Annotated in this window: 12 protein-coding genes and 1 pseudogene; 5 read left to right on the top strand and 8 right to left on the bottom strand. The window is 69.4% G+C overall.

Annotation, left to right across the window (positions count from 1 at the left end; translation table 11 throughout):
• Window positions 1-158: 158 nt before the first annotated feature.
• A pseudogene (locus AC5P09_RS28120) lies at window positions 159-632 on the top strand (ThuA domain-containing protein); the annotation flags it as partial.
• 255 nt (window positions 633-887) lie between these two features.
• Window positions 888-1,427, top strand: a complete 540-nt coding sequence (locus tag AC5P09_RS28115) for a peptidoglycan-binding domain-containing protein (protein ID WP_345567597.1) — start codon at window positions 888-890, stop codon at window positions 1,425-1,427.
• Window positions 1,428-1,481: 54 nt separating this feature from the next.
• On the opposite strand, the gene AC5P09_RS28110 is transcribed toward AC5P09_RS28115, so the two are convergent.
• The 8 genes from AC5P09_RS28110 to AC5P09_RS28075 all read right to left on the bottom strand — a co-directional run bounded on the left by AC5P09_RS28110 (window position 1,482) and on the right by AC5P09_RS28075 (window position 11,168).
• On the bottom strand, window positions 1,482-1,961 hold the full coding sequence (locus AC5P09_RS28110; RefSeq protein WP_493876552.1) for a helix-turn-helix domain-containing protein: 480 nt from the start codon (window positions 1,959-1,961) through the stop codon (window positions 1,482-1,484).
• 217 nt (window positions 1,962-2,178) lie between these two features.
• A complete protein-coding gene (locus AC5P09_RS28105) occupies window positions 2,179-3,222 on the bottom strand; it encodes a LacI family DNA-binding transcriptional regulator (RefSeq protein ID WP_493876551.1) in 1,044 nt (347 codons plus the stop codon).
• Between the two features lie 180 nt (window positions 3,223-3,402).
• Window positions 3,403-4,989 (bottom strand): glycoside hydrolase family 43 protein, encoded by a 1,587-nt coding sequence (locus AC5P09_RS28100; protein WP_493876550.1) that lies wholly within the window; start codon window positions 4,987-4,989, stop codon window positions 3,403-3,405.
• Window positions 4,990-5,062: 73 nt separating this feature from the next.
• On the bottom strand, window positions 5,063-5,989 hold the full coding sequence (locus AC5P09_RS28095) for a carbohydrate ABC transporter permease (protein WP_493876549.1): 927 nt from the start codon (window positions 5,987-5,989) through the stop codon (window positions 5,063-5,065).
• Window positions 5,989-6,873 carry a carbohydrate ABC transporter permease gene (locus tag AC5P09_RS28090; RefSeq protein WP_493876548.1) on the bottom strand — a complete coding sequence of 295 codons (885 nt, stop codon included), beginning with the start codon at window positions 6,871-6,873 and terminating at the stop codon, window positions 5,989-5,991. Before AC5P09_RS28090 ends, AC5P09_RS28095 begins: the two co-directional genes overlap by 1 nt.
• Before the next feature lie 10 nt (window positions 6,874-6,883).
• Window positions 6,884-8,218, bottom strand: coding sequence for an ABC transporter substrate-binding protein (locus AC5P09_RS28085; RefSeq protein ID WP_493876547.1), 1,335 nt, complete (start codon window positions 8,216-8,218; stop codon window positions 6,884-6,886).
• A 393-nt stretch (window positions 8,219-8,611) separates the two neighbouring features.
• Window positions 8,612-9,700 carry a LacI family DNA-binding transcriptional regulator gene (locus AC5P09_RS28080; protein WP_493876546.1) on the bottom strand — a complete coding sequence of 363 codons (1,089 nt, stop codon included), beginning with the start codon at window positions 9,698-9,700 and terminating at the stop codon, window positions 8,612-8,614.
• Window positions 9,701-10,154: 454 nt separating this feature from the next.
• A complete protein-coding gene (locus tag AC5P09_RS28075) occupies window positions 10,155-11,168 on the bottom strand; it encodes a hydroxyacid dehydrogenase (RefSeq protein ID WP_493876545.1) in 1,014 nt (337 codons plus the stop codon).
• 639 nt (window positions 11,169-11,807) lie between these two features.
• Between AC5P09_RS28075 and AC5P09_RS28070 the strand changes: the two genes are divergently transcribed.
• Genes AC5P09_RS28070 through AC5P09_RS28060 form a run of 3 tightly spaced genes read left to right on the top strand, consistent with a single transcriptional unit; the run spans window position 11,808 to window position 15,024 of the window.
• Window positions 11,808-13,157: an extracellular solute-binding protein gene (locus AC5P09_RS28070; RefSeq protein WP_493876544.1), complete on the top strand. Its 1,350-nt coding sequence runs from the start codon at window positions 11,808-11,810 to the stop codon at window positions 13,155-13,157.
• Window positions 13,154-14,155, top strand: coding sequence for a carbohydrate ABC transporter permease (locus AC5P09_RS28065; protein WP_493876543.1), 1,002 nt, complete (start codon window positions 13,154-13,156; stop codon window positions 14,153-14,155). Before AC5P09_RS28070 ends, AC5P09_RS28065 begins: the two co-directional genes overlap by 4 nt.
• Complete coding sequence (locus AC5P09_RS28060) at window positions 14,152-15,024, top strand: carbohydrate ABC transporter permease (RefSeq protein WP_493876542.1); 873 nt, start codon at window positions 14,152-14,154, stop codon at window positions 15,022-15,024. Before AC5P09_RS28065 ends, AC5P09_RS28060 begins: the two co-directional genes overlap by 4 nt.
• The last annotated feature ends 25 nt before the right edge of the window (window positions 15,025-15,049 follow it).

Genomic DNA, 15,049 nt, shown 5'->3' with positions numbered 1-15,049 from the left:
TCCTTCACCGCACCCAACGAGCACCGCACGCAGAGGTCACGCATTCGATGGGAGAACTCCCGTTCCCGTTCCGGAGGCAAAGACCCGGGCGCACGCCAGGCAGGGCACGCCATGACCCACCGGTCCCAGCCGGAGAGCCTCACGACTGCTCGGCAGCTGTCAGCCCCGCCGGACGCGAGCGGCTGGCCGGGTATGTCGAGGCGGGCGGCGGGTTCGTCGGGGTGCATGCGGCGGCCTGTACGGAGTACGAGTGGCCGTACTACGGCGAACTCCTCGGTGCCCGCTTCGACCGGCATCCGGAGTTCCAGCCGGGTCGGGTCGTCGTGGAGGACCGTGCCCATCCGGCGGCCCGACACATGCCTGCCGTCTGGGAGTTCACCGACGAGTGGTACGACTTCCGGACCAATCCTCGTGACGCGGTACGGGTGTTGGCCCGGGTCGACGAGTCGTCGTACGAGGGAGGCGGCATGGGGGCCGACCATCCGCTGGTGTGGTGCCGGGAGCAGGGGGAGGGGCGAGTCTTCTACACGGCCCTCGGGCACGCCTCCGAGGCCTACGAGAATCCGGACTTCCGTGCCCATCTGCTGGGCGGCATCAGGTGGGCGGCACGGCTGGAGAAGGACGCGGACTGAGCGACGAAGGGCTCAGGCCCTGCTCCTCCCGGCCCACCCCGTCCCAGCCCGGCCCACCCCGTCCCACCTGGTCCCCCTACGGCCCGTCCTCCGCGGGGACGTCGCCGTACGGAGCGTGGATCGTCCCGTGCCGGTCCACGTTTGCCGTCAGGCCTCGCCGTGCGGCCGTCCGACCGTGACGCTGTGTCGTGCCAAGTGAGGCGAGCCGCCCCAGGGGGGAACCACGGGGGTCGGCGGTTCGGAAAGGAAGACCGCATGAGCAAGCGCAATCGGGCTGTCGCCATGGCGTCGGCCGTGTTGCTGGTCGCCGGGGGTGCCGTAACGGCCATGGCGCCGGCGGCGAACGCCGCGGACTACCACGGCATCGACGGCAACAGCTACGTCTACGACGACTGGCAGGACGAGGAGAACCTCGGCGTCGACGACTACGCACAGAGCAACGCCACGGCCCTGTGGGAGACCGTCCTGTGGGCGGACGGTGCCATGTACGAGGACGAGGACGGTGACTGGCACCCCTTCAAGAAGAACAAGATCGACGGCTCGTTCGGCCCGGAGACCGAGTCGGCCACCCAGTGGTGGCAGAACCACTACGGCATCCCGGAGAACGACGGCGTCGTCACCGACGACTGCTGGCTGTCCGCCCAGAGCCGGCTCCACGGCCCGTACACGAGCAGTAACGTCCAGTACTCGGGCAGTGCTCGGACCGTCACCTTCAAGCGGGTCAGCGGCAAGTACCGGGTGAAGCTCAGGGGCACGGGCTCCTGGAAGATCGCGTACTACGACAAGGTCGGCTGACAGCACCGGGCACAGTCACAGTACTGATCCGGAGGGGGGCGGGTGGCCGTAGGGTCATCCGGCCCCCTCCGGCAGTGCCCACAGCAGCCCCGCCGCCAGCAGCACGATGACGGCGAAGGCGACCAGCGCCGCCGTCCGCCAGCGCCGGTACTCGGCGCCGGGCGGCAGTGGCGCCGCCTCCGGCGACCCGGTCGGCAGCGCCGTACCAGGCATCCCGGCACCAGGCATCCCCACACCGGGCACCACCGCCCCGGACACCACCGTTCCCCGCGGCCAGGTCGTGTGGGCCAGCTCCCACAGCGCCAGCAGCCGCGCCTGGTCCCCGCCCGCGACCCGGCACAGCGCCTGGACCGCGCCCCTCGGCGGCTGCTTGGTCCCGCTGAGATACCGCTGCCAGGACGATTTGCTGTACGCGGTCAGCCGCGCCAGTTCCGCGAGGCTCAGACCCGTACGGTCCTTCAGATCACGCAGTTGCTCGACCAGGTGCCGTGCCTCCCTCGGCAGCGCATCCGGCAGCGGCCGCCAGCGTGTCATGGTCGTCCCCCCAGCACTCGCCGCCGCTCCGCCCCCGAGCAACGGCCCCCCACCCCGCCGCATCCTTCGACGCCCGGCCGACCCGGCCAGTTCCCTCCCTCCGTATATGAGTAAAAGTGAGCGAATCCGGCGGTCGGTGGCCCATGCAGGCGTCCGAAAGGGCGTAGGTACGTGAGTGTGCCGCCGGGTGCGGCCGGAGCGGACTCTGCCGAAGCGCCTAGACCCGCGGCCCCGCCGTACTCGCCCGCTCCACCAGCCGCGTGGACAGTTCCGTCCGCGTACTCTCCGGCCGGTCCCCGTCCATCATCCGCACCAGCAGCCGCAGCGCCGTCGCCGCCATCTCCGACAGCGGCTGGCGGACCGTGGTGAGGGCCGGGGTGAGCCAGCGGGCTTCGGGGAGGTCGTCGAAGCCGACGACGCTCATGTCGTCCGGCACGGTCAACCCCCGCTCGCCCAGCGCCTCGTAGACGCCGAGGGCCATCCGGTCCGAGCAGACGAAGACGGCCGTGGGCGGCTCGGGCAGGTCGAGGAGTTCGCGCATGCGGCTGCGGGCGACGCTCTCGTCGAAGCCGGCGTGCCGGACGTACTCGGGACGCTGGCGTACGCCCGCCGAGGCGAGCGCCGAGCGGTAGCCGGCGACGCGTGCGCTGCTGCACATCTTGCGCTGGTGACCGGCGATGACGGCGATGCGCTCGTGGCCCAGGGCGAGCAGGTGCTCGGTCGCCGTCACCCCGCCGTGCCAGTTCGCCGCGCCCACCGACACCACGCCGGGCGGCGGGTCGAGGACCGGGTCGATCATCACGTACGGAATGCGGTGCTGGTCCAGCCAGGCGTACTGGGAGTCGGTCAGCTCGGCCAGGTTGAACAGCACGCCCGAGGAGCCGCGGGCGATGAGCTTGTCGAGCCAGCCGCGTTCCGGGCGGCCGGCGCGGGTCCTGGTCAGGCCGGCCGACACCACCACCTCGAGACCCGCGTCGTGCGCCGCCGCCTCCACGCCGTGCAGCACCGCACCCGACCAGGAGCTCTCCAGCGAGTGCACGACCAGGTCGACCAGCCCCGACGCCTTCCCCACGTCGAAGCGGGGTCTGCGGACGTAACCGAGCCGGTCCAGCGCCTCCGTGACCCGGCGGCGGGTCTCGGGGGCGACGTCCTCCCTGCCGTTGACGACCTTGGAGGCGGTGGGTACGGACACCCCCGCCTCGCGGGCCACGACCGCCAGGGTCGGCCCGGCCGTCACGCTCGCGCTCTCCGTACGGACCATCGGGAACCACCTCTCCGGCCCGCCCGAGGGCCATGAAAGTTTCGACAGCGCTCCTTCCGAGGGTCGGGAGGCCCCCCGGATAGTAAGCGCTCTCTACCCTAGGTTCGCCGCAGGACCTCGGGAAGAGGCCGGGGGTTCGCAGGTCTGCGTCGGGTCGGGGTTTCGAAACTTCGAACACGGTTATCGGCAGTCCAGACGGAATCCCGAGAAGTCGGCCGTGAACCCCGCGTCGACGAGATCCACGGCATGGATTCCGGCCATCGCCCCGGTGAAGCGCAGCTTCGATCCGTGGTCGTCGGAGAGCCTGCCGAAGTCGAGCGGCGACCCGACCGGCGTACGCACACCGTCCCGGACGTACCAGAACCGCGCCTCGGCGCCATCGGTCGTCACACCGAGCGTGAGCGCCCGGTCCGCGTCGACGTCCACGACCGCCACCTGACGCGTGCCCGCCTCGTCCCGCTCCACCAGGCTGAGCACCGTACGCCCGCCGCCCCGCCACTGCTGGCCGCACTGCCCCTCGCCCTCGGGCTCCGCCCAGGTCAGGTCGAGGGCGAGATACGCCTCGGTGTTGTACCAGAGCACCAGCCCGGCGGCCTGCGTGAACGTCCGGGGCCGGGCCTCGACGGTGACCTCGGCCTCGGCGCGGTGTTCGGTGATCCGCTGGGCCAGCAGACTGTGGGCCCACCACGACTCGGGCCCGTGCCGGCCGCGCAGCCGGATCCGGCCGGGGTGGCCGGTGGCGTCCGCCCAGGAGGGGTCGGGGGCGGCGCGCAGGGTGCCCCAGGGCCAGCCCAACGGGTCGGCGGAGTCCGCGCGTCGGCCCAGTGGTCGTGGCTCTGTCGGTATGTCGACCTCGACCGCAGGATGCGCACCCCCGTGTCGCATCCTGGGCCAGCCCTCCGTGTCCCACGTCACCGCCTGGATCGCCGTCTCGCGGCCCAGCGTGCAGCGGAGTCCGTCGGATGTCCGCAGCGGACGGGCCGCCAGGTGACTCAGCACCCAGTCGCCGCCCGGAGTCCGGACCAGCTCACCATGACCGGCCTTCTGCAGCGGCAGCGACGGATCGTCCCGGGAGGTCAGCAGCGGGCGGTCGTCGAGTACGTACGGCCCGGTCAGCTCGCGACTGCGCGCCACCAGGACCCCGTGCTCGAAGCCCGTGCCGCCCTCCGCCAGGAGCAGGTAGTACCAGCCGTCGCGCCGCACCACCTTCGGCCCCTCCACCAGCCGTTCGTGCTGGAGCAGCAGGTGGGTGTCGCCGATTGGGCTCAGCGTCTCCCGGTCCAGCTCGGTCAGCACGATCCCGGCGAAGCGCCTGCCGCCGGGCCGGTGGTCGTTCTGCAGGTTCAGCAGCCACACCCGGCCGCCCTCGTGGAAGAGCGCGGGGTCGAAGCCGTGGCTCGCGATGCGACGCGGTGAGGACCACGTGCCGTCCACGTCCGTGGCCGTCGTGACGTAGGTGTCCGTGTCGAAGTACGGCGTGCCGACCGAGCGGACGATCGAGTAGACCATCCAGAAGCGGTCCCCGTCCCAGCTCAGCGAGGGCGCCCAGATGCCGCCCGAGTCGGGTACCCCGGCCAGCGAGTCGCCGGGAGCCGCGCCCCGGACATGGCCCGCGTACTCCCAGTCCGCCAGGTCCCGCGAGCGGTGGATCGGGATCGTCGGGAACCATTCGAAGGAACTCGTCGCCACGTAGTACCAGTCGTCCACGCGGACCAGGGAGGGGTCCGGGGCGAAGCCACGGATGACGGGATTGTGCAGCCGGGTCACTTCTGGGCTCCCGTCGTCGTGGTCGCTTCTGGGGTCCCCGCGGCACGGGCACTTGAGGCGCCCAGCGGCACGGTCACTTGAGGGCTCCCATCGTCACGCCGCTTCGCCAGTACCGCCGCATCGCGACCATCATGATCGCCATCGGCACGATGGAGAGCAGTGCACCCGTCAGGACGAGACTCGTCAGGTCGACGCCGGACTCCTGACGCTTGCCGGACCAGTTGTACAGGCCCAGGTTGAGGGTCCAGTTCTCCTCGCCGCGCAGGACGGTGAGCGGCAGGAAGAAGGCGTTCCAGGTGTTGACGAAGGCCAGCAGGAACACCGTCGCGCCGCCGGTCGTCATCATCCGCAGCACGATGCTGAAGAAGATCCGCAGCTCACCGGCGCCGTCGATGCGGGCCGCCTCGAGGAGCTCGAAGGGAATCGTGGCCTCGGTGTACACCTTGGCGAGGTACACGCTGAACGGGTTGATCAGGCAGGGGATCAGCATCGCCCAGGGCGTGTCGACCATGCCGATCTCCGAGAACAGCAGGTACAGCGGCAGGGTGAGCAGGGCGATCGGGATCAGGAACGAACCCACGACGCACGCGAACACGGCACCGCGGCCCGGAAAGTCGAAGCGGGCCAGGCCGTAGCCGGTGGCGAGGGCGATGAGGGTGCCGCCCAGGGAGCCGACACCCGCGTACAGGAACGAGTTGGCGGTCCAGCGCAGGAAGATGCCGTCGTCGTAGGTGAACACCTGGCGCAGGTTCTCCCACAGGTGCATGTCGGAGAACCACAGCCCGTTGCTCTGGTACAGCCCCACCCGGTCCTTGGTCGCGGCGATGATCAGCCAGTACACCGGGAACAGGCTGTAGGCGCTGGCCAGGGCCAGACCGACGAGGAGGAAGCGCTGGCCGCCCCGGGAGCGCGCCGCCGGATCCGGGCGGGTGAGCCGCCGCACGGTGCGCCCGCGCGGCCGCTCGGTGCTGTTCTCCGTACGGTTTTCCGTCAGTGCCATCAGTCCGCCTCCCTCGAGGTCAGCCGGTAGAAGAGGAAGGACGCGACGCCGAGGAACAGGGCGAGCAGCACGGACAGGGCCGCGGCGTAGTTGTAGTTGCCGGCGTTGAACGCCTGGTTGTAGATGATCATGATCGGGGCGAAGCTGTCGCTGATCGTCTGCGGAGTCACGTTCCGGAACAGCGCGGGCTCATTGAAGATCTGCAGCATCTGGATGATCGACAGCAGCGCGGTCAGGACGAGCGCGCCGCGCACGAACGGGATCTTGATGCTCCGCGCGATCCGCAGCTCAGAGGCGCCGTCCAGCCGCGCGGCTTCGAACAGTTCGCGGGGCACGCCCTGGAGCGCCGAGTAGATGATCACCATGTTGTAGCCGATGCCGTGCCAGGTCAGCAGGTTGCCGATGGCCGGCCACACCATCGAGGGGGCGAAGAAGTTCCAGTCGAACCCGAACAACTCGCCGAGCGGTGTCAGGGGACCCACCGCCGGGCTGTACAGGTTGATCCACACGATGGCCGCGACCACGCCGGGGATCATGTAGGGAACCAGCAGCAGGATCCGGAACCGGCCGGCCACCCGCGAGGTGACCGCGTCCAGGCAGAGCGCCAGCATCAGGCTCACGAGCAGCATGAACGGGATCTGGACACAGGCGAACAGCACCACCCTCAGGATGGAGGTCATGAACGCCGAGTCGGTCAGGCCCTGCTGGTAGTTCTCCAGCCCGACGAACTCCGTGGTCGAGCCGCCGAGACCGAGTCCGGACTGCTTCTCCAGGTACAGCGACTGGTGGATCGCGTAGCCGATCGGAAGCAGGTAGAGGAAGACGAAGCCGAGCTGGAAGGGCACCGTGAAGGCGGCACCCTTCCAGCGCTGCGAGCGAATCATGAAGTGTGCCTCAGCCCTTGACGCTGATGCCGCGCTGCTTCAGGTCGTTGACCGTCCACTCCTGCATGTGCGCGAGCAGGTCGGTGACCTTCTGCTTCTTGCCGACGACCGCGGCCCACTCGTCCTGCATCTCCGTGAACATCGCGGTCCAGTTCGGGCCGAACGTCCAGTCGTCGGTGATGGTGCTCATGCTGTCCGTCACGACCTTCTCGGCCGGCCCGTAGTTCTTGCCCAGCAGCTTCTCGGGGATCGCCTCCGGGACGTACGAGCTGCTGTCGGCCACCGCGGGCATCACGCCGCTGCCGGTCTCCGGGCTCGCCATGGTCTTGACCGCACCGGCGTCGGTGGACATCCACAGAGCCGCCTGAGCGGCCTGTTCCTTGTTCTTGCACTGCTCGGTCACCAGCGTCAGCCCGCCACTCTGGTTGGTCCCGGCAGGAGTCTTGGGCGCCTCACCGGTGAACGCCGGCCAGGGGGCCAGCGCCCACTTGCCGAAGGACTTGGTGAAGTTCTGCACCATGCCGGACATCTGCCAGGTGGAGATCTGCCGCGTCACGGTGCCGGCGTCGTCGTAGTTGCGCTGGACGGCCGCGTAGTCGGCGAAGGAGAGCTTGGAGTTGAGGTCGTTGTCGATGATCTCCTGGATCACCTTGGCGGCCTTCAGGGTGCCCGCGTCCTGGAAGTCCACCTTCCAGGAGCCGCCGTCGATCGCGTACCAGTGCGCCCCGGCCTGCATGGCGAGCACCTCCAGGGTGCTCGGGTCCTCACCGGCGTAGTTGGTGATCTTGATGTCGTGCTTCTTCAGTTCCTTGCCGGCGGCGATGAAGTCGTCCCAGGTCGCGGGCGCCTTCAGACCGTACTTCTCGAAGACGTCGGTGCGGTAGATCGTGAAGGCCGGCGCCGAGCTGGTGGGGATGCCGTAGACCTTGCCCTGGACCTGGCCGACGGCCCACGAGCCGGGGTTGAACTTGTCCTTGCTGGACTCGACGTACTTGGTGATGTCGGCAAGGGCGCCCTGCGACACCCAGCTCGTGACGTACTCGCCGGTGTTCTGCAGCAGGCAGGGCGCGTTGCCGGCCTTGACCGCGTTGGTCAGCTGCTTCTGCATGGTCAGCTGGTCGGTGACCTTGGTGTACTTGAGCTGGACGTCCTTGTGCGAGGCGTTGAACGCCTTCACGACGGCCTCCTGGCCGTTCGCCCAGCCCCAGAAGGGCAGGGTGACCGGGCCGGACGACTTGGCGTCGTCGCCGGAGTCCGATCCGCCGCAGGCGGAGAGCAGACCTGACAACGCGAGTCCCGCCACGGCTGCGCGGGCGAACCTTCTCCGGGGGCTGGTGAAGTTCATGACCGTGTTCCTTCGAAAAGTAGGGCGACTCAGGGAGGAGAGGAAGAGAGACGGCGTCTCGGCGCCGGCCGGGAACGGCGGCCGGAAACCATCGGCTCGCGGTTGCGGGGGGTCGGCCAAGCAGAAGATGTAGTAAGCGGTTGCTGGGACGGTAGGACGGCGATCCTGCTCATAGCAAGAGGTGCGCGCCAATTTGTTACGCCGGTTTGTCCGTAGGGTTATGTGCGGGTGCACACCCGACGGGGCCGGACCGAGCAAGATCTACGCAGGTCAGCAGCTTGGCGAGGGAACTTGGGCGGACCTCGACAGGTGTCCCCGGCGGACCGGGGACTCCGTCAAAAACTTCTAGAAAACGTTTACGAAACGATCTGCTTGCGGTGCTCGCTGCCTGCCTCAGCTCCGCCGGGCAGGCGGCTGCACCGAGTTCCGTACGACGACATGGGTGCCCAGCACGAGATGGTCGCCGTCGCTGCCCTTGCGGCGGCCCCCGCCGCCCTCCCGCCGGTCGGCGACCGCGCGCAGCGCGACCCGGCCCATCTCCTCGTACGGCACGTGCACGGTGGTGAGCTGGGGGGTGAGCTGGGACGCCAGCGGGATGTCGTCGTAGCCGACGATCGAGACGTCCTCGGGCACCCTGAGCCCGGCCGCGCGCAGCGCCTGCATCGCGCCCGCGGCGACCACGTCGGTCCCGGCCAGCACCGCGGTGAAGTCGAGCCCGTCGCGCAGACTGTCCTCGACGGCCTCGTACCCGTGCTCGTAGTCGTACGGCCCGTGCCGCACCGTGTCCGGGTCGAAGGGCACGCCGTACGCCTCGAAGGCCCGCCGTGCGCCCTTCAGCCGGCCCTGTGCGGTGGTGAGTTCGGCGTGGCCCGGCAGTACCAGGACCTTGCGGTGGCCGGCCGAGAGCAGATGGCTGGCCATGGCGTAGGCGCCGCCCTCGTTGTCGTAGTCGACCGTCGTGGCCGGTACGTCGCCCTCCAGGGGCGGCCTGCCCACCAGAACCAGGTGAGAGCCGGCCGCGTCCAGGGAGCGAGCGAAGCGGGCCATACGCAGCTGGTACTCGTCGTAGTCGTAGGCGCCGCCGAGCAACACCACCGCGGCGACGCCCTGCTGGCGCATGAGATTCACCAGCGCGAGCTCCCGCTCGGGATCGTCGCCGGTGGTCCCCACCAGGGACAGCCAGCCGCGTAGGGTGGCCGCGCCCTCGACGCCCTTCGCCACGTGGGCGAACGCGGCGCCGGTGATGTTGTTGATGAGGATCGCGACCGTCGGCGTACCGCCGCCGGCGAGGGAGCGGGCGTGGGCGTTGGTGACGTAGTCCAGGTCGCCGACCACCTTCATCACCCGGCGGCGCAGTTCCTCCGAGACCGGGTAGTTGCCCGACAGGACCCGCGACACGCTCGCCACGGAGACCCCTGCACGCTCCGCCACGTCGCGGATGGTGGCCCGTCCGGCGTCACCGGCCGCCTTGCGCTGACTCACCGTTGCGGCTCCTTCATCGTTGCGACTGCTGCGCCGGACGACCGTGGCCCGGGCATTCCAGCGGAGGGTCGGGGGCCCGGCTCAGCGCCGGTGCGGAAACCGTATCCCATGGTTTCCGCCGACGGTTTCCGCCGGGGGAGGGGAACCGATCCTCGCCGGACAAGGGGAACCGGTCCTCGCCGGATGCGCTGAGCCGATGAGGCCGCACAAGGCAAGGGCCCACCAGGTCCCGCTGTCCCCACGCGTCGGCCGCGAGGGAGCCGAAGGGGCGCGCCGGCGTCGAGAGACCATGGGGGTCCCCCCGCTCGAGCGAAGCCGGGAGTGGGGGAGCGCGGAGGCCCGAAGGGCTGAGCACGGTCGGGCTCCCGGCACCGGCTTGGGCGCCCCGTAGGCGACCGAGCCATCGAACGCAGCGGCCCGGGTGCCGGATGGGCGGACCGACCGTCACCCATGACTACGCAACTCGCGCCAAGTCCGAGTGCCGTACCTCATGAGTCAGCGGAACCCCCGCCACCAGCCGTTCCAGCTCCTCCACGACGATCTGCCCGAGCCGTTCCAGTTCGTTGCCGAGCGACCCCGCGATGTGCGGGGTGAGGAAGACGTTGGGCAGCCGGTAGAGCGGGGAGCCCGCGGGCAGCGGCTCGGGCTCGGTGACGTCGAGGATCGCGTGCAGTCGGCCGGAGACCAGCTCGTCGGTGAGCGCGTCGTGGTCGATCAGGGCGCCGCGGGAGGTGTTGATGAGGACGCCGCCGTCCTTGATCAGGGCGAGTCTGCCGGCGTCGAGCATGCGGTAGGTCTCGGGGATGTCGGGGGCGTGCAGGGACACGATGTCGCTGTGTCTGAGCAGGTCGTCCAGCGGCAGCAGCTCGGCACCCAGGGCGGCGGCCTCGGCGGCGCTGACGTACGGGTCGTGCAGCAGCACCGAGAAGTCGAACGGCCGGAGCAGTTCGAGGAGTCGGCGGCCCACCCGGGACGCGCCGATGACGCCGATGCGGCGGCCGACGTTGCCGGTGTGCGCGGTGTCGGTGGGGGTCGGGTAGGTGTGGGTGGCGCGGAAGCGTTCGCGGTGGGTGAAGGTGTCCTTCCCGGCGAGCAGGATCATCGCGAGGGTGTACTCCGCGACCGGCAGGGCGTTGGCGGTCACCGCGCTGGAGACGGCGATCCCGCGCTTCCACAGTTCCTCGCCGACCAGCGAACGGACCGAGCCCGCGGCGTGCAGGACCGCGCGCAGCCGAGGTGCCGCGGCGAGGACGTCGGCGTCGAGGGCGGGGCAGCCCCAGCCGGTGATCAGGAACTCGGCCCGGGCCAGGGCGTCCGCCGCGGTCGGATCGGAGAAGTCCCGTACGACGAGTGCGGGGTCGAGGTCGGCCGCCTGCGTCAGCCGGGCCATGAGCGGCGGGGGGAAGAGCAGGGGGAGGTGTACCGGATCCATGGCGAACACGGCCCTGGGTGGCTGCGGGCTGGGCATGTCTCTCCTGACACACTGGATGGAAACATTTTCAGAAAGCGTCTTCTACCGTAGATCTGGCGATGACGGGCGGTCAATCGGCAGGAGGGAGTGGTGAAGACGACGTTGGTCGGGCGTCGGTCGGGTTGGCCGATGGTCCGGAGTGCCGGATGTCTTGAAATCGCTTACCGCGGCTCGCCATCGGGTGCCGCGGGTGGCCATCGCCGCGGCCCCCGGGAGCGTGTGCGGGGCTCCGGGCGGAGATCGGGCGGTCGGGCTGGGGGTCCAAGGTGCTGGGGTCCAAGGCTGGGCAACCGGTTCCCGAGATCGCAGCACCGGAAACACCGCCCCGCTCCCGTTTCCGCCGCAGATCAGGCCGCGTTCCACCGGCCTGGCTCGGCCGGTCGGCCCATGACGCCGAGGTTACACAGTCTTTTCGAAAATTCGTCAAGACTCTTGACGCCGTTTCCGGACAGGAAGAAGCTCTGCCCCAACGCACGACAACCGGTTGCCGAAACAGTCGCCGATCCAGCTGCTGAATCGGTTGCCCGAACCGGTCGATGAACCGGCGACGAACCAGTCGGCGGACCGGCCGCCGCGATCGGCGAGCCGATCTTTGGTCGATATCCCGAACGGAACAGAGCAGGAGGTGGTGCGTTCATGCGCCCACATGCCGGTGCCCCCCTGAGCCGCCGCCGTTTTCTCTCCCTTTCCGCAGGTGGCGCGACGGCCGGCGCGGCGGCGCTCAGCGGCTGCGCCCTCCAGGTGTCCACCGGGGTGAGCGGCCCGGGCGAGACCGTCACGCTGATGGCCAAGCCCGACGACATCTCCCCGGAACTGGTCCAACAGGCCCAGAAGGACCTCGGCGTCAAGATCGTCACGGTGCGGTACGACCTCACCAAGCTGATCGGGATGATGACCAACGGCAACCCACCCGACCTGGTGCGCGGTGTCGGTGCCACGGACGCGCCGTACTTCGCGGCCCGGGAGGTGATGGAGGACCTGGACCCGTACTTCGCCAGGAGCACGGTGCTCAGGCTCGACGACCTGGACCCGGTCAACGACCTGTGGCGCTTCGACGGCCGCACCCAGGGCAAGGGCCCGCGCTACGGCATGGCGAAGGACTTCTCCCAGGACTCCATGTTCTGGTACAACACCTCGCTCTTCGACAAGGCGGGCGTCGACTACCCGCCGGAGCTGGAGCCGGTCACGTTCGAGGAGTGGCTGGACACCGCCAAGCGGCTCACGCAGCGCAAGAACGGCCAGACCACCGTCTTCGGCGGCAGCTACAACGGCGTGAACACCACCAACCTCCTGGCGAGCCTGACGGCGGCCGCCGGCGGAAGTCTCTTCAGCGACGACTTCTCCCGGATCGACTTCACCACCCCCGAGGCCCGCAAGGCGCTGGGCTGGTACATCGACTACGGCCGGACGAAGGTCGGGCCGAGCATCATCCAGCCCGACCCCAACGCCTGGGACGGGCCCACCTACCAGGCGAACCGGATGGCCATGTCGGGCAGCGGTTACTGGCTGGGCGGTCTGATCAACGCCGACAAGAAGCTGGCGCCGGTCTCCCGCCTCGCCCCAGCCCCCGTCTTCCGGGGTGGCGCACGGGTCAGCCCCTGCCAGGCCGGCACTGGCTTCTGGATGCCGAGCAAGGCGCGGAACAAGGACGCCGCCTGGCGGGTCTTCGAGTGGTTCTTCGGTGAGGCGCCGGCCAAGGGCCGCGCGTCCGGCGGCTGGGGCATCCCCACGCTGAAGTCCCTGCGGCCGCTTATGCCGGCCCAGGAGGACTACCAGAAGCGGGAGTTGGAGGTGCAGAACGCCGAGCTGAAGCACTTCTCGGTGATCGCCTTCACGCCGTACGCCACGGCGGATTCGCTCTACGCCCTCTTCAACCAGTTCGCCCCCGCCGCGATGAACGGACAGATGTCGGTCGACACCCTGGCCGGACGCCTCAACTCGGTCATGAACGAGCAGCTCAAGCGCGGTAAGGAGCAGGTGGGATGACGGTCGACCAGATCTCCTCCGTCGCGGAGCGGCCGCCCGGCCCGGCCACGGGCGCCGGCCGGGCGCCGGCTTCGGACCGGCCCCGGACCTCCATGACCGCACGCAGGCACCGGGCTTTCTACATGTTCACCTCGCCCTGGATCATCGGGTTCCTGCTGCTGACCATCGTGCCGATGGCGTACGCGCTGTGGCTGAGCTTCACCACCTTCGACGGCATCTCGCCCAACTGGCGCTACGTCGGGTTCGGCAACTACACCGAGCTGCTCGCCGACTCCACGACCTGGGACTCCCTCGGCCGCACCGGCCTGTTCGCGCTGACCTCGGTGCCGCTGTCGATCATCGCCGGGCTCGGGCTCGCGGTCCTGGTCAACCGGCCGATCACGGCCCGCGGTCTGTTCCGCACCCTGCTCTATCTGCCGGCCGTGGTGCCGCCGGTGGGTGTGGGCCTCGCCTTCAAGGCGCTCTTCGACCAGAACTCCGGTGCCGCCAACGGCGCCCTGACCCTGTTCGGCTTCGACGCCCTCGGCTGGCTCGCCGACCCCTACGCCCGCTACGTGCTCCTGATGAGCGTGCTGTGGGCCGCCGGAAATATCATGATCATCTCGCTGGCCGGGCTCCAGGACGTGCCCCGCGAACTCCACGAGGCCGCCCGCATCGACGGGGCGAGCGCCTGGCGGACCTTCCGCAGCATCACCGTGCCGCTGCTCTCGCCGGTGCTGCTCTTCCAGACGGTGACCGGCGTGATCGCCTCGGTGCAGACCATCATGCCGCTGCTGCTGACCCCGGACGGCACGACCGCGGGCGTCACCGCACTGCCGCAGTCCAACTACCTCTACATGATGCACGTGTTCGGGCAGTACTTCGCGCTCGGCCGCTACGGCTACGCCTCCGCACTGCTGTGGGTGCTCTTCGTGCTGATCCTCATCGTGACCGGACTCATCTTCAAGTTCACGTCCGGCGTGGTGTTCTACAACGTCGACCCGGAGGCGAAGAAGTGACAGCCACCAGCCTGCCCGTGCAGCCCCCGGCGTCCACGCCCCGAGTGCGGATCCGTGTGAACCGCCTTGTCCTCTACACCGTTCTCGTCTCCCTCACCGGCCTGTTCCTCGGTCCGGTCGGCTGGCTGATCCTCACCGGGCTCAAGACCCCGGCCGAACTGGCCGCGTCGCCCGTGCACTGGCTGCCCACCGACTTCCAGTGGCACAACTTCGCCGACGCCTTCAACCTGATCGACTTCCTCGGCTACGCCCGCAACTCCCTGATCATCGCGACCATCTACGCCACCCTGGTCACCCTCAGCTCGGCCTGGGTCGGCTTCGGATTCGCCCGACTGGACGCGCCCGGCAAGAAGCCGCTGTTCGGCATCCTGCTCGGCTCGATGATGCTGCCCCAGCTCATCACCCTGCTGCCGACCTACCTGATCTTCGCCAAGCTCGGCATGGTCGACACCTACTGGCCGTGGGTGCTGTGGGGCCTGGCCGCCGCCCCGTATCTCGTCTTCCTCTTCCGGCAGTTCTTCGCCGGCCTGCCGCGCGAGCTGGAGGAGGCCGCGATCATCGACGGCTGTGGCTACGCCACGATCTTCTGGCGGATCTTCCTGCCGCAGTCCTGGCCGGTGCTGTCCGCGAGCTTCGTGATCGCCTTCACCTGGAGCTGGGGCGACTACATCGCGCCCCAACTCCTGCTGTCGACCGACAAGTCGACGCTCGCCGTCGCCGTCATGTCGACGTACGTCACCTCGGCCGGCACCCCGGTCGCCAACCTCCAGGCCGCGGCGTCCGTGATGTACGTCGTCCCGATCCTGCTGATCTTCCTGATCGCCCAGCGCGGTTTCGTCGCAGGGATGTCCACCACCGGCCTCAAGTAGGCCTTCTTACCAACCCTTTGCAAGG

Source organism: Streptomyces sp. a15 (assembly GCF_059026085.1).
Note: the sequence above shows the minus strand (reverse complement) of the source record. Positions and strands in the feature narration are given on the sequence as shown.

Coding starts and splice junctions, on each gene's coding strand:
- AC5P09_RS28115 (WP_345567597.1), top strand. CDS start 888: ATGAGCAAGCGCAATCGGGCTGTCGCCATGGCGTCGGCCGTGTTGCTG.
- AC5P09_RS28110 (WP_493876552.1), bottom strand. CDS start 1,961: ATGACACGCTGGCGGCCGCTGCCGGATGCGCTGCCGAGGGAGGCACGG.
- AC5P09_RS28105 (WP_493876551.1), bottom strand. CDS start 3,222: ATGGTCCGTACGGAGAGCGCGAGCGTGACGGCCGGGCCGACCCTGGCG.
- AC5P09_RS28095 (WP_493876549.1), bottom strand. CDS start 5,989: ATGGCACTGACGGAAAACCGTACGGAGAACAGCACCGAGCGGCCGCGC.
- AC5P09_RS28090 (WP_493876548.1), bottom strand. CDS start 6,873: ATGATTCGCTCGCAGCGCTGGAAGGGTGCCGCCTTCACGGTGCCCTTC.
- AC5P09_RS28085 (WP_493876547.1), bottom strand. CDS start 8,218: ATGAACTTCACCAGCCCCCGGAGAAGGTTCGCCCGCGCAGCCGTGGCG.
- AC5P09_RS28075 (WP_493876545.1), bottom strand. CDS start 11,168: ATGCCCAGCCCGCAGCCACCCAGGGCCGTGTTCGCCATGGATCCGGTA.
- AC5P09_RS28070 (WP_493876544.1), top strand. CDS start 11,808: ATGCGCCCACATGCCGGTGCCCCCCTGAGCCGCCGCCGTTTTCTCTCC.
- AC5P09_RS28065 (WP_493876543.1), top strand. CDS start 13,154: ATGACGGTCGACCAGATCTCCTCCGTCGCGGAGCGGCCGCCCGGCCCG.